This is a genomic window from Metallococcus carri, assembly GCF_011440275.1.
GTDB classification, from domain to species: Bacteria; Actinomycetota; Actinomycetes; order Actinomycetales; family Dermatophilaceae; genus Metallococcus; species Metallococcus carri.
Map to the genome: position 1 here is coordinate 142,167 of NZ_JAAOIV010000007.1, position 20,808 is coordinate 162,974.

The 20,808-nt window shown below is 67.6% G+C and carries 21 protein-coding genes; 13 read left to right on the top strand and 8 right to left on the bottom strand.

Translation table 11 applies throughout. The features are described 5' to 3' along the window. Positions 1-13: 13 nt before the first annotated feature. The 4 genes from G9U51_RS10865 (at position 14) to G9U51_RS10880 (ending at position 3,781) form a co-directional block, all read left to right on the top strand. The gene (locus G9U51_RS10865) at positions 14-862 is read left to right on the top strand and encodes a peptidoglycan-binding domain-containing protein (protein WP_166196871.1); all 849 of its coding nucleotides are present in this window, start codon (positions 14-16) and stop codon (positions 860-862) included. A gap of 43 nt (positions 863-905) precedes the next feature. After that, a complete protein-coding gene (locus G9U51_RS10870) occupies positions 906-1,805 on the top strand; it encodes a peptidoglycan DD-metalloendopeptidase family protein (protein ID WP_166196873.1) in 900 nt (299 codons plus the stop codon). A 4-nt stretch (positions 1,806-1,809) separates the two neighbouring features. Further along, the gene (locus G9U51_RS17100; RefSeq protein ID WP_207948223.1) at positions 1,810-2,757 is read left to right on the top strand and encodes a SpoIID/LytB domain-containing protein; all 948 of its coding nucleotides are present in this window, start codon (positions 1,810-1,812) and stop codon (positions 2,755-2,757) included. A gap of 133 nt (positions 2,758-2,890) precedes the next feature. After that, the gene (locus G9U51_RS10880) at positions 2,891-3,781 is read left to right on the top strand and encodes an NBR1-Ig-like domain-containing protein (RefSeq protein ID WP_166196875.1); all 891 of its coding nucleotides are present in this window, start codon (positions 2,891-2,893) and stop codon (positions 3,779-3,781) included. Position 3,782: 1 nt separating this feature from the next. Here G9U51_RS10880 and G9U51_RS10885 read toward each other — a convergent pair whose 3' ends face one another. After that, positions 3,783-4,592 carry an alpha/beta hydrolase family protein gene (locus G9U51_RS10885; RefSeq protein ID WP_166196877.1) on the bottom strand — a complete coding sequence of 270 codons (810 nt, stop codon included), beginning with the start codon at positions 4,590-4,592 and terminating at the stop codon, positions 3,783-3,785. Positions 4,593-4,666: 74 nt separating this feature from the next. Here G9U51_RS10885 and G9U51_RS10890 point away from each other — a divergent pair, with 74 nt between their 5' ends. Together G9U51_RS10890 and pdxY are read left to right on the top strand one after the other, a co-directional pair. Further along, positions 4,667-5,227, top strand: coding sequence for a PadR family transcriptional regulator (locus G9U51_RS10890; RefSeq protein ID WP_166196879.1), 561 nt, complete (start codon positions 4,667-4,669; stop codon positions 5,225-5,227). An 11-nt stretch (positions 5,228-5,238) separates the two neighbouring features. Next, positions 5,239-6,090, top strand: coding sequence for a pyridoxal kinase PdxY (gene pdxY, locus G9U51_RS10895; protein WP_166196881.1), 852 nt, complete (start codon positions 5,239-5,241; stop codon positions 6,088-6,090). Between the two features lie 1,433 nt (positions 6,091-7,523). On the opposite strand, the gene G9U51_RS18020 is transcribed toward pdxY, so the two are convergent. The 3 genes from G9U51_RS18020 to G9U51_RS10905 all read right to left on the bottom strand — a co-directional run bounded on the left by G9U51_RS18020 (position 7,524) and on the right by G9U51_RS10905 (position 9,152). Beyond that, positions 7,524-8,051, bottom strand: a complete 528-nt coding sequence (locus tag G9U51_RS18020) for an HAAS signaling domain-containing protein (protein WP_407941437.1) — start codon at positions 8,049-8,051, stop codon at positions 7,524-7,526. Continuing rightward, complete coding sequence (locus tag G9U51_RS10900) at positions 8,048-8,518, bottom strand: PadR family transcriptional regulator (RefSeq protein WP_328823437.1); 471 nt, start codon at positions 8,516-8,518, stop codon at positions 8,048-8,050. The genes G9U51_RS18020 and G9U51_RS10900 overlap by 4 nt, the downstream gene beginning before the upstream one ends. A 94-nt stretch (positions 8,519-8,612) precedes the next feature. Next, the gene (locus G9U51_RS10905; RefSeq protein WP_166196883.1) at positions 8,613-9,152 is read right to left on the bottom strand and encodes a GNAT family N-acetyltransferase; all 540 of its coding nucleotides are present in this window, start codon (positions 9,150-9,152) and stop codon (positions 8,613-8,615) included. Positions 9,153-9,262: 110 nt separating this feature from the next. Here G9U51_RS10905 and G9U51_RS10910 point away from each other — a divergent pair, with 110 nt between their 5' ends. Together G9U51_RS10910 and G9U51_RS10915 are read left to right on the top strand one after the other, a co-directional pair. After that, entirely contained in the window at positions 9,263-9,781 is a 519-nt protein-coding gene (locus tag G9U51_RS10910; protein ID WP_166196885.1) for an excisionase family DNA-binding protein, read from the top strand. Continuing rightward, on the top strand, positions 9,781-10,332 hold the full coding sequence (locus G9U51_RS10915; RefSeq protein ID WP_166196887.1) for a PIN domain-containing protein: 552 nt from the start codon (positions 9,781-9,783) through the stop codon (positions 10,330-10,332). Before G9U51_RS10910 ends, G9U51_RS10915 begins: the two co-directional genes overlap by 1 nt. A gap of 111 nt (positions 10,333-10,443) precedes the next feature. On the opposite strand, the gene G9U51_RS10920 is transcribed toward G9U51_RS10915, so the two are convergent. Further along, a complete protein-coding gene (locus G9U51_RS10920; protein WP_166196889.1) occupies positions 10,444-11,481 on the bottom strand; it encodes a GNAT family N-acetyltransferase in 1,038 nt (345 codons plus the stop codon). After that, on the bottom strand, positions 11,478-12,470 hold the full coding sequence (gene ppk2 / locus G9U51_RS10925) for a polyphosphate kinase 2 (RefSeq protein WP_166196891.1): 993 nt from the start codon (positions 12,468-12,470) through the stop codon (positions 11,478-11,480). Before ppk2 ends, G9U51_RS10920 begins: the two co-directional genes overlap by 4 nt. A 192-nt stretch (positions 12,471-12,662) precedes the next feature. On the opposite strand from ppk2, the gene G9U51_RS10930 reads away from it, so the two are divergent. Beyond that, on the top strand, positions 12,663-13,352 hold the full coding sequence (locus tag G9U51_RS10930; protein ID WP_166196893.1) for a VC0807 family protein: 690 nt from the start codon (positions 12,663-12,665) through the stop codon (positions 13,350-13,352). 130 nt (positions 13,353-13,482) lie between these two features. Here G9U51_RS10930 and G9U51_RS10935 read toward each other — a convergent pair whose 3' ends face one another. Both G9U51_RS10935 and G9U51_RS10940 read right to left on the bottom strand, forming a co-directional pair. Next, a complete protein-coding gene (locus tag G9U51_RS10935) occupies positions 13,483-14,139 on the bottom strand; it encodes a hypothetical protein (RefSeq protein WP_207948224.1) in 657 nt (218 codons plus the stop codon). Positions 14,140-14,267: 128 nt separating this feature from the next. Further along, complete coding sequence (locus G9U51_RS10940; RefSeq protein WP_166196897.1) at positions 14,268-14,939, bottom strand: MerR family transcriptional regulator; 672 nt, start codon at positions 14,937-14,939, stop codon at positions 14,268-14,270. A gap of 107 nt (positions 14,940-15,046) precedes the next feature. Here G9U51_RS10940 and G9U51_RS10945 point away from each other — a divergent pair, with 107 nt between their 5' ends. The 4 genes from G9U51_RS10945 to G9U51_RS10960 all read left to right on the top strand — a co-directional run bounded on the left by G9U51_RS10945 (position 15,047) and on the right by G9U51_RS10960 (position 20,803). Next, complete coding sequence (locus G9U51_RS10945) at positions 15,047-16,252, top strand: ATP-binding protein (RefSeq protein WP_166196899.1); 1,206 nt, start codon at positions 15,047-15,049, stop codon at positions 16,250-16,252. 298 nt (positions 16,253-16,550) lie between these two features. Next, a complete protein-coding gene (locus tag G9U51_RS10950) occupies positions 16,551-17,300 on the top strand; it encodes an HAD family hydrolase (protein WP_166196901.1) in 750 nt (249 codons plus the stop codon). Positions 17,301-17,302: 2 nt separating this feature from the next. Further along, a complete protein-coding gene (locus G9U51_RS10955; RefSeq protein WP_166196903.1) occupies positions 17,303-19,684 on the top strand; it encodes a glycoside hydrolase family 65 protein in 2,382 nt (793 codons plus the stop codon). Positions 19,685-19,750: 66 nt separating this feature from the next. Beyond that, the gene (locus G9U51_RS10960; RefSeq protein ID WP_166196905.1) at positions 19,751-20,803 is read left to right on the top strand and encodes a low temperature requirement protein A; all 1,053 of its coding nucleotides are present in this window, start codon (positions 19,751-19,753) and stop codon (positions 20,801-20,803) included. The last annotated feature ends 5 nt before the right edge of the window (positions 20,804-20,808 follow it).

The window sequence follows — 20,808 nt, forward strand, 5'->3', positions numbered from 1 at the left end:
TGACGGTTGCGGCATGACCCAGATCAACCGACGCACCGTCGCCCTCGTCCCCGTCGCGGCGCTCGCCGCAGCCGCCGCGGTGCCGGCCGGCCGAGCGCTGGCCGCCGACCCCGCCGATCCCGCGCTCGCGGTGGTCGACATGGAAGCCGCGGTCAAGGCCGCCCAGATCGACCCGCGCCGCGCCGACCACACCCTCACCCCCGGTGCCAAGGCGAGCGTCCTGGCCATCGAGCGGGCGCTGCAGGCCCGGCGGTTGCTCGCCGCCGAGTGGGTGGACGGCTACTTCGGCAGCCAGACCGTGGCGGCCTACACGGCATACCAGCGATCGCTCGGTTATCGCGGACTGGCCGCGAACGGCATACCGGGCCGCGCGTCGCTCAGCCAGCTCGGCCGGGGACGGTTCACGGTCACCCGGCCGGTCGGGCCCGGCGTCCGGACGACCTGGACCGGCAAGACCGTCAACGCGCGCACCGCGGCGATGTTGCGCGCCGCCCAGCGGCGGGCCGGCGTGCGGATCGTGCTCGACCAGGGCTCCTACAACCCGGGTGGCGACCCGACTTCGGTCGGCACGCACGACGGCGGCGGGGTCGTCGACATCAACGTCCGCCGTATGCCGACCGCCACCAGGACCGCTCTGCTGCGGGCTCTGCGCCGGGTCGGGTTCGCGGCGTGGCTGCGCAACCCGCAGCAGGACGACTGGCCGTGGCATATCCACGCGGTCGCGATCAGCGACACGGATCTGGCGCCGCAGGCGCAGCACCAGGTCGGGGATTTCTACCTCGGCCTCAACGGACTGTCGGGGCGCGACCCCGACGACGGCCCTCGGGTCGTGATCAGGACCTGGGAAGAAGTTCAGCGATGAACCGGCGCCCAGCACCCCCACCCATTCACCAGGAGGAAGCACGATGAACAAGCTCATTCGCTCAGTGACTCTGCTCGGCGCAGCCGCAGCGATCGGCGTCCCGGTCGTCACGCTCCCGGGCGGTTCGGCCTCGGCCGCCAGCGCGCGCAACGGCAGCTGCGAGACCGGGGAGTTCTGCTACTACTTCAACAGCAACAACCAGGGGTCGGTCTCCGACTTCGCCCGCTCGGTCGGTGACTACGGCACCACGCAGCCGGGGTGCTACGACTTCAAGAGCCGGGGCAACGGCAAGGGCCGGTGCGTCAAGAACAACGCCGCCTCGGTGTGGAACCGCTCGACCAAGACCGTGCGGGTCTACTTCAACAGCAACTTCGGCGGCACCTTCCAGGACATCAAGCCGGGCGCGAAGGTCAACCTCAATGCCTCGCTGAAGAACCAGAACGCCTCGCACGAGTTCGTCACCCCGGGCAGCACCGCGCGGGTGAACATGTCCCGGGCGCTTTACAAGCGGGCCGGTGGCAGCATCACCTGCTATTTCGACGGTTACCGCAATACCCCCGGCCGGCACGAGGGCATTGACATCGCCCGCAGCATCGGTTCGCCGGTTTACGCGCTCGTGGGCGGCACCGTGACCTATGTCGCGCAGGGCGCCAAGGGCAGCAGTGGGTTGTCGACCATCGCGATCTACAACGCCAAGCTCGGCAGGACGGTCATCTACCTGCACTCCGACCCGGTCGCGCTGAAGAAGGGGCAGAAGATCTCGCGCGGGCAGCTGATCGGGCACGAGTCCTGGCGGGGCCTGTCCAGTTCCGGCATCGCCCACACCCACGTGGAGATGCGCCCCGGCTGGCATGACCGCGCCGCCAAGAGCGTGCGCGATTACACCCTGTCCAACCCCAACCCGAACACGTTCTGGCGCAGCCAGGGCTACAACGTCAAGTGAGGCGATGACCATGACGAAGAAGAAGACTGTGCTGTCGGCTCTGCTCGGCGCGACGCTGCTCGCGGGCACCGGTGCCGGGGTGGTGCTCGCCCCGGACGCGTCCGCGGCGACCGCCCGCAACGGCAGTTGCGAGACCGGGGAGTTCTGCTACTACTTCAACAGCAACCAGGCCGGATCGGTGTCGGACTTCGGCGCTTCGCAGGACGACTACGGCGCGAGCCAGCCGAGTTGCTATGAGTTCAAGGGCCGGGGCAACGGCCGCTGCAAGTGCGTCAAGAACAACGCGGCGTCGGCGTGGAACCGCTCGAAGAGGACCGTCCGGGTCTACTACAACAGCAACTTCGCTGGGGCCCACCAGGACGTCAAGCCGGGCGCCCGGGTGAACCTCAACGCCACGCTGAAGAACAACAACGCCTCGCACGAGTTCCTCACGCCCGGCCCGCGCGGTTGCAAGACCGACGGCACCAACACCAAGCTGCCGACGACGATCCTGGTCTACCGGGTCAAGCAGCACCGGGTGGACCGGGTCCCGTTCAAGACCTACGTCAAGAACGTGCTGCCGAACGAGTGGATCACCAGCTGGCCGCGGGAGTCGCTCAAGGCCGGCGCGGTCGCGGTGAAGAGCTTCGGCTGGTACTGGGCGTTGCACTCGACCAAGCGCACGCCGGGTGGCCAGTGCTATGACGTCACCGACGACACCCAGAGCCAGGTCTACCGGCCCGGCTCGGCGACCGCCTCGACCAACGCGGCGGTCGACGCCACCTGGGGCGTGCGGATGACCCGCAGCGGCAACATCCTGCAGGCGCACTACTGCGCGACCTCGACCGCCTGCTCGGCGTGGGTAAGCGGCAACTGGATGTCGCAGTACGGCTCGCGGGACAAGGCGCGCAGCGGCCAGGGTTACCGCACGATCCTGCGCTCCTACTACCGGGACATCGCGTTGCGCTCCTGATCGCGGCGTCCTCTCGCAGGCCCACCGGCTCGCCCGGTGGGCCTGCTTTCGTCCTGCCGGTATGGCGTCCGCTCCGGTCTCGCTACCCTGTCCCCGGCCGAAGTGGGTCGGCGAGGCGTCGAGGAGCGCAGTCGTGTCTCAGGGGTCCAAAGCAGCACGGGCCGCCGCGATCGAAGGGTTCGCGGCGCGCCTGGCGCGGGTGCGCGCGGAGGCCGGCAACCCGCCATTTCGGGAAATGGCCGGCCGGTCCGGCGCGATCTCGCACACCACGCTGCACGATGCGGTGCAAGGCCATCGGTTGCCGAGCTGGGCGACGACGGTGGAATTCCTCAAGGCCTGCGGCGCCGACCCGGGTGAGCACGAGGCGGCCTGGCGGGAGGCCGACGCGGTGGTGTCCGGCGCGGGTCCGGCCGACGGGGGGCTGGACGACTCCGCCGGCGGGGCCCGGGAGCGGCCGGTCGAGGGTGGGTCCGTGCAGGAGTCGGCCGGTCCTGCGCGGCGCAAGCGCTGGCCGATCCTGGTCGCCATCGCGGTGGCCGTGGCGTTGGCGGTGGGCGGGCTCACGGCATACCTGATCACGCGGGAAAAGGCGCCGAGTCCGGCCAAGCCGACGTATGCCGCGGCCGACTGCCCGGTGCGGCTGACGAATCCGCCGAGCGCCCCGCCGAAGCGGGAGGGCGACCACGCGCGGTTCGTCAAGGACGTCACGGTGCCGGACTGCTCGCATGTGCAGCGCGGCGCGACCTTCACCAAGACCTGGCGGCTGAAGAACACCGGGACGCTGGTGTGGACCGGCTACACGATGCGCCGCCTCGATGTCCCGCAGGGGGCGCGCGACTGTCAGACGATCACCGACGTGCCGGTGCCGACGGCGCAGCCGGGCCAGACGGTGGACGTGAGCGTCACCGTGACGGCTCCGAACGTGGCGACCTTCTGCTTCGTGCGGTTCAAGCTGCTCGAGGGTGGCGGGCAGCCGGCCTTCCCCGGCGGACGGCCGGTCAACCTGCAGGTGATCGTCGACTGAATCAGCCGGCCGGGGCGTAGGTGAGCAGGAAGACGGTCAGCGGTCCGCCGACGGTGGGCGTGCCGGTGATGAAGCCGACGCCGTGGCGGTCGTCACCGGGCACCTCGACATACTCGACCCTCTTGGATTTCTTTGCCGCAGAACGCAATTCGCGTGCGCTGGAGACGAACTGCGTGTCGCCGCCGCCGACGGCGATGAAGATCGGGCAGGTGAGCCTCGCGATTGTGGTGCGGGCGTCGAGGTCGAAATAGGTGGCGGGCGCCGAGAGCGCGACGACGGCTTTGACGTCGGGCACGGACGGCGCGGCGGCGATCGAGATTGTGCCCCCGCGCGAGGCGCCGATGAGCACGGTTGAGTTGGTGCCCTTGCGGCGCAGGTAGGCGGCCGCGACGGTCACCACCTCGGTGCTGAAGTCCTCGTTGGTGACCGCGATGACGCGGTAGCCGCGCGCGGCGAGGGTGTTGGCGTAGTCGTGGAACTGGCACAGGTCACCGTCGGACTGGTGGCTGAGCACCACCCCGACCGAGCCGGCGCCGGCGACATAGGCGTCGAACGCTCCGGACTTGGCCGGCACGCTGATCAACCGGCTGCGTTCGGCGCGGGTGACGCAGGAATAGCGCGACGGGTCGGGCGTGGCGGCCGTCGACGTCGGGCTGGTGACGGAGCTCTCCGCGGTTGGCGGCGGGTCACTGGTTGTGCTGCTCGCTGAGCTCGCGGGCGGGCCCGTGCTCGCGCCGGACCCGCCTTGGGTCGCCGACCCTCCGCACGCCGTCAGCGTGAGGACGACCAGCGCCAACACCCACCGTCGCATCCCAACCCCCAAGGTTTTGCCTGTTGATACAAACACGTATCGCCCACGGGCACAAGGGGTTTAGAGTTCGGACCATGTCGACCCCGACCGTGCGCTTCGTGCTGCTTGCCCTGCTCGGGCGGGAGCCGGCGACCGGTCAGGAGCTGGCGCAGCGGCTGCGTGACCCGGTGGGCTTCTTCTGGTCGGCGCCGCACAGCCAGATCTACCCCCAGCTGGCCGCCCTGGTGACCGACGGGCTGGTGCGGTTCGACGTGGAGTCCGCGGGCGCCATACGTCCTCGCAAGCGGTATCGGCTGACCCCGAAGGGGCGGCGCGAGTTGCGTCGGTGGCTGGCGTCGACGCCGGACCGTCAACCGCCGCGTGACGAGGTGATGGTGCGGGCGTATGCCGTCTCGCTCGCCGATCGCTCGCGGGCGACGCGGCTGTATGCCGAACTCGCGGCGCGCGCGGAGGCGCGCATCGGCGAGTACGAGTCGCTGGAGGCGCAACTGCGTGCGGATCACGGTGTGGCCGTTGAGGATCCGAGCTACCCGGCGTTTGGCAACTGGTCGGTGTTGCAGGCTGGGTTGCTGGCCGAGCGGGCGCGCGTGCAGTGGTGCCATTGGATGGTCGGGCGACTCACCGACGATCACTAACATCGGGCGCCATGAAGATCCTGTCGATCCAGTCGTCGGTCGCCTACGGACACGCGGGCAACTCCTCGGCCGTTTTCCCGCTGCAGCGGCTCGGGCACGAGGTGTGGCCGGTCTACACGGTGCACTTCTCGAATCACACCGGGTATGGGCAGTGGCGCGGGCCGGTCTTCGACGCCGAGACGGTGCGCGAGGTGATCACCGGGATCGAGGAGCGCGGCGTGCTGCCGGAGTGCGACGCGGTGCTGTCGGGCTATCAGGGTGGTGAGGGCATCGGCGAGGTGATCCTCGACGCGGTGGCTCGGGTGAAGGCGGCGAACCCGCGGGCGATCTACTGCGCCGACCCGGTGATGGGTGATGTCGGGCGGGGCTTCTACGTGCGCGACGGCATACCGGAATTCATGCGGGACAAGGTGATTCCCGCCGCGGACATCGTGACGCCGAACCAGTTCGAGCTCGAGTTCCTCTCCGGCATCGAGGTGCACTCGGTCGACGATCTGCTGGCCGCCGCCGACACGCTGCGCGCGACCGGGCCGTCGACCGTGCTGGCCACGTCGGTGCAGACCGACCAGACGCCCGCCGACTCGGTGCAGATGGCTGTCGTCAACGACGAGGGTGCCTGGATCGTCACCACGCCGTTGCTGCCGATGTATGTCGCGGGCGCCGGCGATGCGACCGCCGCGATCTTCCTGGCGCACGTGCTGAACGGGAAGTCGGCGCCCGATTGCCTTGCGGCGACCGCGGATTCGGTCTTCGGCATCATGGAAGCCACCCACCGGGCCGGCACCCGCGAGATCCAGCTCGTGACCTCCCAGGAGCGCATCGCCCACCCCGAAGGCCGCTTCGAGGTCACCCGATTGCGGTGAGCCCCGAAGGGTCTGCTCGTGTCATCAGCTCCGTTTGGTCCGCAAAGGTGTTGAATGCGCAGATGGGGACCGATCCGTCTGCTGATGCGGCCACGAGGGGCGTAACCGCATCCACGCGCGCTGAACGGCGTGGTGGCTTGCTGATGATGGTCGTCGGAGCAGGAGTGCGGTGAGACGCTTTCATGTACCCGTGACGCACCACACCCTCACCATCCGCGCCGCTCTGGGTGACCACACATACGATCCGGTGATGCCGTCGAGGACGAGCATTGCCGTCAGTCAGGGGCCGGGCAGCATTGGCATTTGGTGCAACGTCTATTCGACCCAGAACCTAGCCTTGGAATTTGGGGTGTTGGAGACTGAACCTCCAGATGTAGACCTTGAGGGACAGGGCTGGAAGGTTAGAAGCGGAGTCATGTTTGAGTCGCCAGGCGGAGCCCTGGTGGCGGCAGGCAATTTTAGTCCGGTGAGCTCCGTAATGCGTCGGAGTACGACTTATCGCCGGATTACCCGACTGAGCGCGTCGTCGTGATACTCACTGCTCGATAGTTAGTAGTAGCGCAGGGTCGCGGTACGTCTCGACGACCGATCGCGTGTGCTCTCATCATCGCTCGACACTAACTGCCCGATCAAAAGCTAGGGCTCTTCTCCGCTTGACCTCAGTAATAGCGTCCGTACGAGAAGCTCCCGTTGTAAGAGCCTATGATGTAGTGCTTATGAGTGCCAGACACGACACCACCGGTGGTGCTGACTTTGAAAACTGACCAGAATCCCTGATGTTCCCGTGACGTCATGTAGTCGTAACCGGCGTGAGTGCATGATTGGATTCCGACGCTAAAGCCAACGCCGTACTCCTGGCCGCAGTCTTGGGCAACCGCTACGACCCCCCATCCCGGGCCGCCCCAACAGTAGTCGTAGTCGAAGGTGGCATACATGGTAGCGGACCAGGCATAGGTCATTGACCGCGTTGTTACTTTGACCGTTTTCCGGTAAACATTTGTTAGACCGCGACAAATATTGTCAGGTTCAACTGGACCCATGGCAGAGGTCGAGAGGGGCTGCTCCGCGCTGGTTTCGATGACGGCCTGGGTGCCGTCGGAGTAGTTGACTGTGGCAGTGCTGGCCAGGGGTGTGTTGAAACTTACCGAGCCATCAGAGCTGTTTAGCGTAGCGCCCGTAACGCTAGTGACTTGTGGGGGTGAGGGCTCCGATGTATCGCTTGTCGCTGCGGCTGTCCCAACGCCCAGAAAGGTGGTGGCGGCCAGTGAAGCGCTGACTAGAAAAATGGGCAGACGGCATCGCGATATATTCACAGAAGTTTCCCCTCGAGATGGAGGCCCTATTCGGGCTTCAGTCGGCATCTCCTCGTGCCGATGCGTGAACACTAGGGCCCCGGGCCCCATCGGTCAAGGAGCTCCTCCTTGACCACACTACTACCACTCAAAGCCGCGCCGAGGAGCCCGCCTCAGTGACAGGTAGCAGGCGGCTAGGCCGTTGGTCAGCAGCCCAGCGGCGGGGACGACCGGGCCGTCGCAGAAATGCGAGGCAAGCAGGAGCGTGACCGGTAGTGTGGCGGTGCCCAGGATCTTTTGTGGGAAGGTCCACATGTTCATAGCCCAGAGGCGAGCGACTCCCACGACCCATCCGATGACGAATAGCGGTCCGAGACCGAGCAAGGCGACGGTCCAATTCGCTCTGTGGGTGGATGGACTAATAGGCGCCGGCATTTGATGCCCTCCGTGAGATGGGGGCATTGCCTCCCGCGCTGCCGCCACGATCGCTTCCGGTGATCCCAGACGGTAGAGGGCTGAACGTGTTGGTATCCCTTCGGCCTGAGCTGCCGCGAGATGATCGTTCACCGAGTCCCATAGGTCTCGGAAGTCTTGTGGTGGGAGACCCTCGGAAGCGCTGCGCAGTCGGTCGAGAAAATCTTGCACTTCGGGGTCACGAGTCATGCTCATGTCTGCTCCGTCTCTGGGGTGAGGATCGAGTCGACCGCATCTCGGAAGGGCATCCAGAGCTGCACGAAGGTCTCGGCTCGTGCTGCACCCTCAGCTGTCAGTCGGTAATACCGGCGTGGAGGCCCAGACTCCGATTGTTGCCAGATGCTTTCCACGAGGCGGTCACGACGAAGTCGGGACAGCAGCGGGTAGATGGTGCCTTCGCCGGCGACCAAGCCGAGGTCTCCTAGCTCGCGCACCAGATCGAACCCGTAGCGGTCCCGACGCTTCAGAAGGCCAAGGACACAGAACTCAAGCACACCGCGCCGCAGCTGGGAAGACACGTCTGCGGAAACCATGTGTGACATGGTACCTGGCGGTGCCCAGTTGCGTAACCGATGCCGGCGGCGGTTGGTGATGTCGAGGTAGACGCCCACCAGACAGTCGTTCGCAGCGGCAATGGCGGCCGATTGGGTCCACTCGGCCACATTCGGACGCTGTCCAACGCGGGCCTAGACCTGTCCGGCGAAGGCACTGTGGTCAGGCAGTGGCTCGCGAGAACGTCTCGGCGGTGGACCTGAGCTAACGCCCCTGCTGGACTGGAGGCGTGAGGCGGCAGGTCATGGAGACGTCGTCGCGATAGCCGAACGAGAACTTGAGGCCGTCGACGACGCGACCGGATTCGGCATACCCGCACCGCTCGTAGAACTCGCCGAGGCCGGTGCCGCCGCGGTAGTCGATCTCGGCGATCTCCGCGCTCGACCGACGCGCTTGGCCGTGCAGGGCCGCGACCAGCAGTCGGCCGAACCAGCGCCCGCGCAGCGCCGGATTGGTCATCACCCGCAGCAGCGAAACCCGGTGTCGCGCAACGGAAGCGGTGGGCCGATGGAGGAAGCCGAAGCCGATCAGCGCGCCATACGAGCTCGGGTCGTAGAAGGTGTCCATCGTGGGATGCACCAGCCGCACGAGCGCGTCGGCGCCCAGGTGTTCGTCGAGCACGCGCGCCACGTCTGCCTGCGGCGCGCTCGCCTCGAAGCCGACAGCGCCGCCCGCGGCGTTCACCGACACCCACAGGTCGAGCAACTCCGAGCGGTCGGCGTCGGTCGGGGGACCGGTGAGCACGTGCGGTGCGTTGAACAGGATCGAGGCGTCACCCGGCGGGTCGTGCGGCAGGCGGACGTCAGCATGGCACGATCCACCCGTTTTCGAATATTTCGAGTAGGGTAGTGGCCATGGCAACCACGGAAGCGGCCGCACGGCTGCGGCGATCGAAGACGTACCTGCCTGACCAGGAGCGCGAAGAGCTGCTCAAGTTCGCCCAGGTGTTGAACGGCATCAACATCGCTGTCGGCGACCCCGGGCGCGCCATGCTCGTCGGTCCCGACGGCAAGCAGGTCCCGATCCCTGCCGAACTCTTCCGAGTGCTCGAAGAGGCCGCCAACGTTCTCGCTCTCGGCGATGGCATCTCGATCCTGCCGTACTCGGCGAAGTTGACGACACAGGAAGCGGCCGACTTCCTCGGCATGTCCCGTCCGACGTTCGTCAAGATCCTGCAGTCCGGCGCCATTCCTTTCGAGATGGCAGGACGGCATCGGCGCGTGACGCTGCGAGACGTGGTGGATTACCAGGCTCGCGCACAGCGTGAGCGCCGCGCGGCTCTGTCCGAACTCGCCAAGGACTCGATTGAGCACTATGACAAGCTGCCGAAGGGTGTCCCGTCGCTGAAGCGGCGCTCCCAGTCTGAGGGTTGATGGCAACCTTCCCGGCGCTGTTCGATACGAACGTCCTGTTCGGCTTTCACCTGAACGACGTCATCCTCGGAATGGCGGAGCGCGGTCTGTTTCGGCCGCTCTGGTCGGAGCAGATCTTGGTGGAACTAGCGGACAACCTGATCGAACACGGCCTGCCGGAGGCAAACGCCCAGCGGCGGATCGATGCGATGCAACGCGCCTTCCCGGATGCGAGGGTCCACGGATACGAAGACCTCGTCGAGAACATGACGAACGATCCGAAGGATCGCCATGTGCTCGCCGCAGCAATCCGCGCGAACTGCGAAGTGCTCGTGACGTTCAATCTCAAGGACTTCCCCGAAGACAGCGTCGCGGCATACGACATCGAGATCGTGCACCCGGACAAGTTCCTCCTGGACCAGCTCGATCTATACCCGGACCCGACGGTCGGCGTGCTGCGCCAGCTGATCGCCGACTACGCGAGTCCGAAGCTTGAGATGGAGGACCTCCTCGCGCGGCTGGCCGACGCAGGGGTCCCTGAGTTTGCCAGTGCCACACGCCGCTATCTCTGAACGCCGCGACCGCGCACTGCCAGTGCCACGAACTCTCGATACAAATTCACCCCCGGCAGAGAGCCTCGGCCGGCTCAGTGTCCGAGAGACCGTCGTGTCGGCGGACCTGAGCTAACGCCGCTGCTGGACTGGAGGCGTGAGGCGGCAGGTCATGGAGACGTCGTCGCGGTAGCCGAACGAGAACTTGAGGCCGTCGACGACGCGACCGGATTCGGCATACCCGCACTGCTCGTAGAACTCGCCGAGGCCGGTGCCGCCGCGGTAGTCGATCTCGGCGATCTCCGCGCCCGACCGACGCGCTTGGCCGTGCAGCGCCGCGACCAGCAGACGACCAAACCAGCGCCCGCGCAGCGCCGGATCGGTCATGACGCGCAGCAGCGAAACCCGGTGTCGCGCAACAGCAGCGGTGGGCCGGCGGAGGAAGCCGAAGCCGATCAGCGCGCCATACGAGCTCGGGTCGTAAAAGGTGTCCATCGTGGGATGCACCAGCCGCACGAGCATGTCCGAGCTCAGGTGTTCGTCGAGCACGCGCGCCACCTCAGCCCGCGGCGCGCCCGCCTCGAACCCGACCGCGCCACCCGCATCGTTCACCGCTACCCACAGGTCCAGCAGCTCCGAGCGCTCAGCATCGGTCGGCGGACCGGTGACCACATGAGGCGCGTTGAACAGGATGGACGCCTCACCCGGCGGATCGTGCGGCAGGCGAAACTCGCCCAGCTCGATCATCCCGGCGCTACGGGCAGTGCGCAGCGAGGGCTCGTTGATCGGTCCGATCCGCGCGACGATGGGGAGGTCCGGCCGATGCTCAACGCCGAAAGCCGTTGCAGCACGGGCGATTTCGCGAGCCGTGCCGCGTCCGCGCTCGGACGGATCAAGCCGGTAATACAGGTTGAGATAGCCCACGCCCTTGTGGGTGAACTGCCGCAACCCGCCGATCCCGATCGGCTCGCCGTCGCGCTCGGCCACCCAGTAGGACAGCCCGTCCCGTTCCCAGGCCGCCGCCCACTCTCGGATCGCGCTGACTGCCTCGCCGGGCGAGCGCGGCTCCTCCAGCATCAACCGGTAACCCTCAGGGTCGGTGTGCCAGCCGATGATGCGCTCGTCCGCGGCATCGGCGTCGGTGATCGGCCGCAGCCGCAGCTCGCTCACCGCCCGGCCCGGTAACCGCCCTGGAAACCTGACTCACCCTCGACCAGGATCTGCTTGGCCGAGCCGACGATGAGCGGGTCGGGGACGCCGACGATCGCGCTGTCCTTGTTGGTGTAGTCCAGGCTCGACAGCAGATAGCGCATTGCCTCCAGACGGCCGCGCTTCTTGTCATTGGACTTGATCACTGTCCACGGCGCCCACGAGGTGTCGGTGGCGGCGAACATCGCCTCCTTCGCCTCGGTATAGGCGTCGAACTTGTCCAGACTTGCCAGGTCGGTCGGGCTGAGCTTCCACTGTTTAACCGGGTCGACACGCCTGCGTTCGAATCGGGTCAGCTGCTCCTGTTGGCCCACCGAGAACCAGAACTTGATCAGCTTGATCCCGCCGCGCACGAGCAACTCCTCGAACTCGGGGCAGCTGCGCATGAACTCGTCGTAGGCCTCCGGCGAGACATAGCCCATCACCTTCTCGACGCCGGCGCGGTTGTACCAGGAACGGTCGAAAAAGACGATCTCCCCGCCGGCCGGCAGGTGCACGACATACCGCTGGAAATACCACTCGGTCCGCTCGCGCTCGGTCGGCTTCTCCAGCGCGACGACGCGCGCACCACGCGGGTTGAGGTGCTCGGTGAACCGCTTGATCGCGCCGCCCTTGCCGGCCGCGTCGCGCCCCTCGCAGATGACCACGATCTTGTGGCCGCCGGCCTTGACCCAGGCCTGCATCTTGAGCATCTCGATCTGCAGATCGCGCTTGATCCGCTCGTATTCGTGCCGCGACATCTTCTGGTCGTAGGGATAGCCGACCTTCCAGGTGTCGGTCGGCGCGTCCGGTGCCAGGAGCGGCGCGACCTTCGGCTCCAGGCCGGTCGGCTTGCGCTCGTGCTTCGCGCCACCTCGCTTGGCGGCGGCCTTGCCGGCATTGGTGGCCTTGGTGGCCTTGGTGGTCTTGGTGGTCGCAGGGCTCTTCTGGGTGGGCTTGCTGCTGGCCATCGGTGTCCTTCGCGCGGAGGGATCGGGTCCGTGGCTATTCAACCCCGCGTGGCGGGCCGGGCGCGACCGGGTTCAGTCTCGCTCTCGATCGGGCTCACTAGTGATGTATGCCGAGAAGCCTAGAGTCCGGCATACGGGGTGATCGAAGCCAATCGAGAGGTATGCCGGGCGCCCTCGTGCGAGCCTGACCCGATGGTGCGCAGACTTCTCGCCTGGCAGCGGGCGCAGATGGCCGAGGGTGGGGCGTTCGCGCCGCGGATCGCGATGCGCGGGCTGGCGACGATGCTGGCGTGGGACCTCGCGATCCCGGTCCTCACGTATGTCGTGGCGCGGCTCGTCGGGCTGTCGACGACCTGGGCGCTGCTCGCCTCGACGATCGCCGCGGGCGTGCGGATGGTCTACCTGATCCGGCGCCAAGGCGAGGTCGATGGCTTCTCGGCATTCATGGTGTTCGTCTTCGCCGGCGGGCTGGCGCTGTCGTGGTGGACGGGGGACGCGCGCTTCCTGCTGCTCAAGGGCTGCTTCGCGACGGTGGTCGTGGGGGTGATCTTCGCGGCGTCGTCGCTGGTGCGGCGGCCGCTGTCGTTCGAGGTGGCCAAGCGGCTCGCGGCCGGTGACGGACACTCGCGCGGCGAGCTGCAGCGGGGATGGGCAGAGTCGGCGGCGTTTCGGCGCGGGATGTATCTGATGACGTCCGTGTGGGGTCTCGGCCTGGTGGTCGAGGCGCTGCTGCGGATCGTGCTGATCTATCGGCTCGACGTCGACCGAGCCGTCATCGCGACGACGGTGGTGCAGATCGCGGCGATCGCGCTGATGGGCGGCTGGAATGTGTGGTTCGTCGAGGCCTCGCGGCGGTATGCGCGGGGTGCCGCTCCGGCGTGACGCGGCCGGCCCGTCGGCGGCCCGCGCCAAAAGTCTCCACAATGGCGGGGTTGAGCGGCGGACCGGGCTGGGGCCGCGGCAAAAGTCTCCACAATGGCGGCCTTCGCGGGCGGAGCTTGGGTATGCCGGGTTAGTGAGCCGCCAGGATGCGGAGCGCTGCTTCCGCATCGCCGCGAACCCGGGAAGGAAGCTGCCGCCAGGCCGGGTGGTCTCGCTGAAGCGCGTGCTGAAGGGTTGCGATGCGGCCGCGGTCGGAGCCGCGGAGAGCCTCACCTTCTTCGACGGGGTCGTCGATGCAGGCGAGGAGCGCCGCCGCATCGAACAGATGCCGATCGCGGTCCCGTGAATCTGTCCTGTATGCCGCCGCTTTGAGGATGAGCGCACCGAACGCGCGGGGCACCGAAATCGTGACGTCACCACCCGACCCGAGCGTGATCTCAGCGTTGATCGTGCGTCTCAGTGCTTGCGTGCCTCCGTCGATCTGTACCATGGTCCGGCCTCTCAGGGTTTCGATGACCCGTGGCGCGGCATGGTCTGCGATCAGCATGTCTACCTGTTCGTCCGCGGTGCTCGTCACGAGGTCGACGGTGTTCGAGGAGCGCACGAAGCGGTGCGCCGTGTTGTTGCGGGGATCGATGGACGGCAACAACCGGTAGCCCAGAGTTTCGAGCTCCCGCGCCGCCAAGGCGGGGAGGCCACGTCGCGCCTCGATGTGCAGCACGATGTCGACGTCATTGGTAGGCCTCACGATGCCGATTCCGCGATGGATGGTGTGCAACTGGGTCATTAAGCCGCCGACGAGGGTCCAACTGCCCGGCGGGAGCGCCCCTGCCAGTTCGGCGACGCTCGGCCACGGCGGAAGCCAGCCTCCCGGTGGAGGTGTGATCCGCATTGTCGAGATGGGACGTTGCGGCGTCATTGAAAGGCACCGAGAAGGTCGGTCAATGCCCGTTCGGCGAGGCCGCGCAGGCGCGGGTCGACGGAGGCGGTGGCGTCCAGGGCGGCGAGCACGGGACTGCGTTCGGCGATGTCGGCGACGGCGGCTAGGTCGAATCCGGTCGCGCGAATGGTCGCGTTCCCGCGGGGATCTGGGAGTAGGCCGAGAGCGCGAATGGTCGCCGCCAGATCAGACCGGTGCAGATACCCGTCGACGTCGCCATCGCTGGCTGCCGCCAAGCCCAGGGCGCTGAGATCCGGCACGACGAGCACGTTCTTGAGGCGAGACACGGCCGCATGATGCGCATCAAGGCGGTGGACGCGAGCGCGCTCGCGCAGGCGTACGGCGAGGTGCGCGGGGTCGGTGAGTTCGCGGAGTGTGCTGCGAACGCGCGCCGCCTGAGTGGTGCCCAACCACGGCGCGTCCGATCCGCTCAGGATCGCGATCGCGCCCCATGCCGTGTGTTCCGCCCAGGCGCGGGTGCGGACGAGCGGGTGGGAGAGTCGATAAGCATCGACCGAGTGAGCGTCGAACAGCCCGCGCGCGACCTTCGTGATCTCGCCCGACATCGCGAGTCTGCGAACGTGCTGCACTGAGACGCCGAGACGCTCGGATGTCTCCGCGAGGTCGATGTAGTCGGCGCTCGACATACAGATAATGTTCTCTTGAGAACCTAATCTGTCAAGCCCTGAATGACTCGATCGGACACGCTAGGCAAATATCGGCTGGGGGCTAGAGAGCGGCATACGGTCTGATCGTGGACCCGATCAGGAACCCTTATGCGCCCGGAGCCGGGCAGCGACCGCCGGAACTCGCCGGCCGCGATGAGCAACTCGAGAACTTCCGGGTCGTGCTGGAGCGCGTCGCGCGCGGTCGGCCGGAGCGGTCGATGGTGCTGACCGGCCTGCGCGGGGTCGGCAAGACGGTGCTGCTCAACGCGCTCCGGTCAGCGGCCGTGCGCGCCAAGTGGGGCACCGGCAAGCTCGAGGCGCGACCCGAGCAGCGCCTGCGGCGGCCGCTGTCCTCGGCCCTGCACCAGGCCGTGCGCGAGCTCGGGCACCCGCAGTCCGACGACGTCGACCACGTGCTCGGGGTCATCAAGTCGTTCGCCCAGCGCGACGCTGCGCCCAATGCCAAGCTGCGCGACAAGTGGTCGCCGGGCATCGACGCGCCGGCCGTGCCGGGGCGGGCCGACTCGGGCGACATCGAGATCGACCTGGTCGAATTGCTCACGGACGCAGGGGGATTGGCTGCCGACCTCGGTCGCGGCGTCGCGATCTTCATCGACGAGATGCAGGACCTGCACCCCGACGACGTGTCCGCGTTGTGCGCGGCCTGCCACGAGATCAGCCAGGCGTCGCTGCCGGTCATCGTCGTCGGCGCTGGGCTGCCGCACCTGCCCGCGGTGCTGTCCGCGTCGAAGTCCTACTCCGAGCGCCTGTTCCGCTATGCCCGCATCGACCGGCTTTCGCGGGACGCGGCGGACGCTGCTCTGCAGCGGCCCGCGGAGGACGAGGAGGCGTCATACGCCAAGGACGCGCTCGAGGCGATGTATGCCGCGACCGGCGGCTATCCGTATTTCATCCAGGCGTACGGGAAGGTGGCCTGGGATGTCGCGCCGCAGTCGCCGATCTCGGCCGAGGATGTGGCGGTCGCCGCACCCGCGGCGGAGGCCGAATTGGCGGTCGGCTTCTTCGGGTCACGCTATGAGCGGGCGACGCCGGGGGAGCGGGAGTACCTGCGCGCGATGGCGGACGCGGCGTCCGCGCTCGGCCCGGACGAGGTCGACGAGGTCGAGTCGGTGCCGACCTCCGCGGTGGCCGAGGTGCTCGGTCGCAAGCCTCAATCCCTTTCTCCTGCAAGGGATGCGCTGCTGAAGAAGGGGTTGATCTACTCCGGCGAGCGCGGCCGCATCGCGTTCACCGTCCCCCACTTCGGTAAGTACCTCCGCTCGGTCAGCTGAGGTGACTGCGAGATACGTTGCGGCGCAGCGGGTCTCGATACGGCTCCCCCGCTGCGCTCCTCCGCCTACTCGACCGGCGTGGGTGACGGCTCCTCCGCCTACTCGACCGGCGTGGGTGACGGCTCCTCCGCCTACTCGACCGGCGAGGGCGACAGCTCCTCGATCCGCGTGGGTGATGCCTCCTCGACCGGCGGGGGTGGCTGTGGGCATAGGCAGGATCGCCGCACGGGTCTAGCCTCGCTGTGGGTGCCCATTCGCCAGGGGCGCCGTCACGACGCTGCGTCTTCAGTGGGGGATCATGCTCGGACTGCCGGACCACATCACCACCTGCCTGTTCGATCTGGACGGGGTGCTGACCGACACCGCGAGCGTGCACCGCGCTGCGTGGAAGCAGATGTTCGACGACTTCCTGCGCGGGCGAGACGGAGACGAGTTCACCGACGCCGACTACGCCGAATATGTCGACGGCAAGCCTCGGCAGGACGGTGTCCGCGACTTCCTCGCCTCGCGTGACATCACTCTCCCGGACGGCACGCCGGACGACCCGTCAGGCGCCGAGACCGTCTGGGGCTTGGGCAATCGCAAGAACGACGAGGTCCAGGCGCGGATCGCCAGTGACGGCGTCACGGTCTATGAGGGGTCGCGCCGCTATCTGCAGGCGGCCGCCGAGGCCGGGCTGCGCCGGATCGTCGTCTCGTCCAGCGCCAACACCGAGATGGTGCTGCGGGTCACCGGTCTGGACGCGTTCGTCGAGGGCCGGGTGGACGGCGTCACCCTCGCCGAGCAGCACATCAAGGGCAAGCCGGCGCCTGACTCTTTCCTGGCCGGCGCAAAGCTCGCCGGCGAATCCGCTGCGAACTCAGCGGTTTTCGAGGATGCCATCTCCGGTGTGCAGGCTGGACGAGCCGGCGGATTCGGTTACGTCGTCGGGGTGGACCGGATCGGTCACGCTGCAGCCCTCACGGCACATGGCGCGAGCATCGTGGTGCAGGACCTGGCCGAGTTGCTCGACGCCGACACCGACGGCGACGCCGGTGAAGGGAGCTGAGCATGACGCTGGGCCACGGATTTCAGATCGAGCCATGGCAGGTGCGCGAGGTCGGGGTCGACCTTGGCCGACTGGCGCAGGCGGAGTCCATCTTCGCCCTGGCCAACGGCCACATCGGCGTCCGCGGCAACCTCGACGAGGGCGACCCCAGCGGGTTGCCGGGCACTTACCTGAACTCCTTCTACGAGAAACGACCCCTGCCGTATGCCGAAGCCGGTTACGGCTTCCCGGAGTCCGGGCAGACGGTCGTCAATGTCACGAACGGCAAGATCATTCGCCTGCTCGTCGACGACCAGCCGCTCGACCTGCGCTATGGCACCGTGCGTCACCAGGAGCGGCGGCTCGACCTGCGAACCGGGCTGCTGCACCGGGACCTGCTCTGGGAAACGCCGGCCGGCAAGCAGGTGCGGATCAAGTCCACCCGCCTCGTGAGCTTCACCCAGCGCGCGATCCTCGCGGTCAATTACGTCGTCGAAGCGGTCGACGACCCGTTGCGGGTAGTGGTGCAGTCCGAGTTGGTCACCAACGAGGAACTGCCGGCGACCTCGGGCGATCCGCGGGTGGCTGCGCTGCTGGAGCGCCCACTGCAGGCGGAGGTGCACGACGGCAACGACAACCGGTCACTGCTCATCCACTCGACCAAGGCCAGCAAGCTGCGGATGGCGGCGGCCGCCGATCACGTGCTGGACAACCCCGAGGTCCAGTCGCACACCTATGTTGAGGAGGACTGGGCCCGCACCACGATGGGCACGGCGCTCGCACCGGGCCAGTCCCTCGGCTTCACCAAGTTCGTCGCCTATGGGTGGTCCTCGCAGCGAACCGTCCCCGCCCTGCGGGATCAGGTGGATGCCGCTCTCTCGGCCGCGTTGTATGCCGGGTGGGACGGCCTGGTGGCCGAGCAGGCGGCATACATGGAGGAATTCTGGGACGGCGCCGATGTCGAGGTCGACGGCGACCCCGCGGTCCAGCAGGCCGTCCGGTTCGCCCTGTGGCACGTCCTGCAGGCGGGTGCCCGCGCCGAAGGCCGGGCGATCGCGGCCAAGGGACTGACCGGGCCGGGGTATGACGGGCATTCCTTCTGGGACACCGAGGCCTACGTGCTGCCGGTGCTGATCGCGACCGACCCGAAGGCCGCGCGGGACGCGCTGTGCTGGCGGGCGACCACCATGGACCTGGCTCGGGAACGCGCGAAAACCCTTCATCGACGCGGGGTTTCGTTCCCCTGGCGCACGATCCGCGGCCAGGAGTGCTCGGCATACTGGCCGGCCGGGACGGCGGCATTCCACATTAACGCCGACATCTCGGTGGCGGCGGCGCGGTATGTCTTCTGGACCGGGGACGAGGAGTTCGACCGCGAGTTCGCCCTGCCGTTGCTGGTCGAGACGGCCCGGCTGTGGATTGACCTCGGCTACCACGGCGACGACGGCCACTTCCACATCGACGGCGTCACCGGCCCGGACGAATACAGCGCGATCGTCGACGACAACATCTTCACCAACCTGATGGCCGCCCGGAACCTGCGGTATGCCGCCGAGACCGCCGAGCGCTGGCCGGAGGCTGCCAAGGCGCTGGACGTCACCGACGAGGAGCTGGGTGAATGGCGGGCCGCGTCCGACGTGATGGCGATGCCGTTTGACGCCGAACGTGATGTCTACCAACAGGATCGGGGTTTCACCGATCACGAGGTCTGGGACTTCGAGGACACCGCCGCGACCGACCGCTACCCGCTGCTGCTGCACTACCCGTATTTCGAGATCTACCGCAAGCAGGTCATCAAGCAGGCTGACCTGATCATGGCGATGCACTGGTGCGGTGACGAGTTCACTCCGGAGGAGAAGGCGCGGGCCTTCGAGTACTACGAGGGCATCACGGTGCGCGACTCCTCCCTGTCGGCCTGCGCGCAATCGGTGATCGCCGCCGAGCTCGGCCATCTGGAGCTCGCCCACGATTACCTGACCGAGGCCGCGCTGATGGACCTGCGGGACCTCGAGCGCAACACCGCCGACGGCGTGCACGTCGCGTCATTGGCCGGCGCATGGCTCGCGCTGGTCTGTGGTTTCGGTGGCATGCGCGACCACCACGGCGACCTGACCTTCGCGCCGCGCCTGCCGGAGAAGATCACCCGGCTCGCCTTCGCCATCCGTTGGCGCGGCTGCAAAATCCGGGTCGATGTGCACGCCGACCACGCGACCTATCACCTCGAGGACGGGCCTGACGCGCACGTCCAGCTCGCGCACCACGGCGAGCCCTTCCTGCTCACCACGGAGGAACCGGTCAGTATGCCGATTGAGCGCCTCGAGCCCCTCACGCCGAGGCCCGTGCAGCCTCCGGGGCGGGAACCGCTCGACGCTGACACCACCAACCACAGCGGCACCCATCACTAGCCCCGACCCGGCTCGCGGATGTCGAGCACTTGACCTCAAGCCCCCTCGAGGTCCTTCGATGGGTTCATGGCACTGGTGCTGACCGACGAAGACCTGGCGCGTCTCCGCCCGCGGGACGCGGTCGACTGGATGCTCGAAGCATTGCGGCTGCGCGCGGGCGGTGATCTGATGGCGCCGCCACGCCTGCGCGCCGATCTTGGAGACGGGGCGCTCGTGGTGACCGCTGGCCGGGGGCCGCGCTGGTACGGCTATCGGGCGTACGACACGATCCCGACACCGCAGGACCAGCAGGTGGTTGTCGTGCATGACGCCACTACCGGTGAGGTGTTGGCGGTCCACGTCGGCAACGACCTCGGCCCCGCCCGCACCGGGGCTCTTGGCGGTGCGGCGGCTGCCCTCCTCGGACCGACGGCGCCTGCCACCGTTGGCCTGGTCGGTGCCGGCTCCCAGGCGTGGACCCAGTTGTGGGCCCTCTCGGCTGTGGTGGACATCGTCGAGGTGCGGGTCGCCAGTCGCGCCCCTGCGTCCCGGGAGGCGCTCGCTCAGCGGGCCACCGAGGTTCTCGGCCTCCGGGCGTATGCCGCGTCATCGCAGGGTCTGCTCGGCTCACACGGCTGGACCCTCGACGCGATCGCGGTCGTCGTCGCCGGCATCGTGCTGACCTTCGGAATGTGGTGGGTCTACTTCATCAGCCCGTTCGGCGACATGTTGCACGCCCGGCGCAGTTCGTCCTTCATCTTCGGTTACGGCCACATGGTGATCTTCGGCGCGATCGCCGCCACCGGCGCCGGCCTGCACCTGGTCGGGTTGTCCCTGGAGGACAAGTCCAAACTCACCGAGTTCGGCGCGATCACCGCCCTCGCGGCGCCGATCGCGATCTTCCTGCTCGCGGTCTTCGGGATCTTCGACGGTATGGCGGGCCGCGTCGACCGCATCCACCCGCCGATCCTGATCGCCAGCATGCTGGTGCTGGCGGCATCGGTCGGGCTCGCCGCGCTCGGTCTGGATGTCGCGGTGAGTCTCTTCCTGCTGATGCTGGCGCCGTGGGTGGTGGTCGTGAGCTACGAGTGGTTCGGCCACCGCTATGTGCGCGACGCGGTGCACCAACTCCAGTCCTGAGCGTC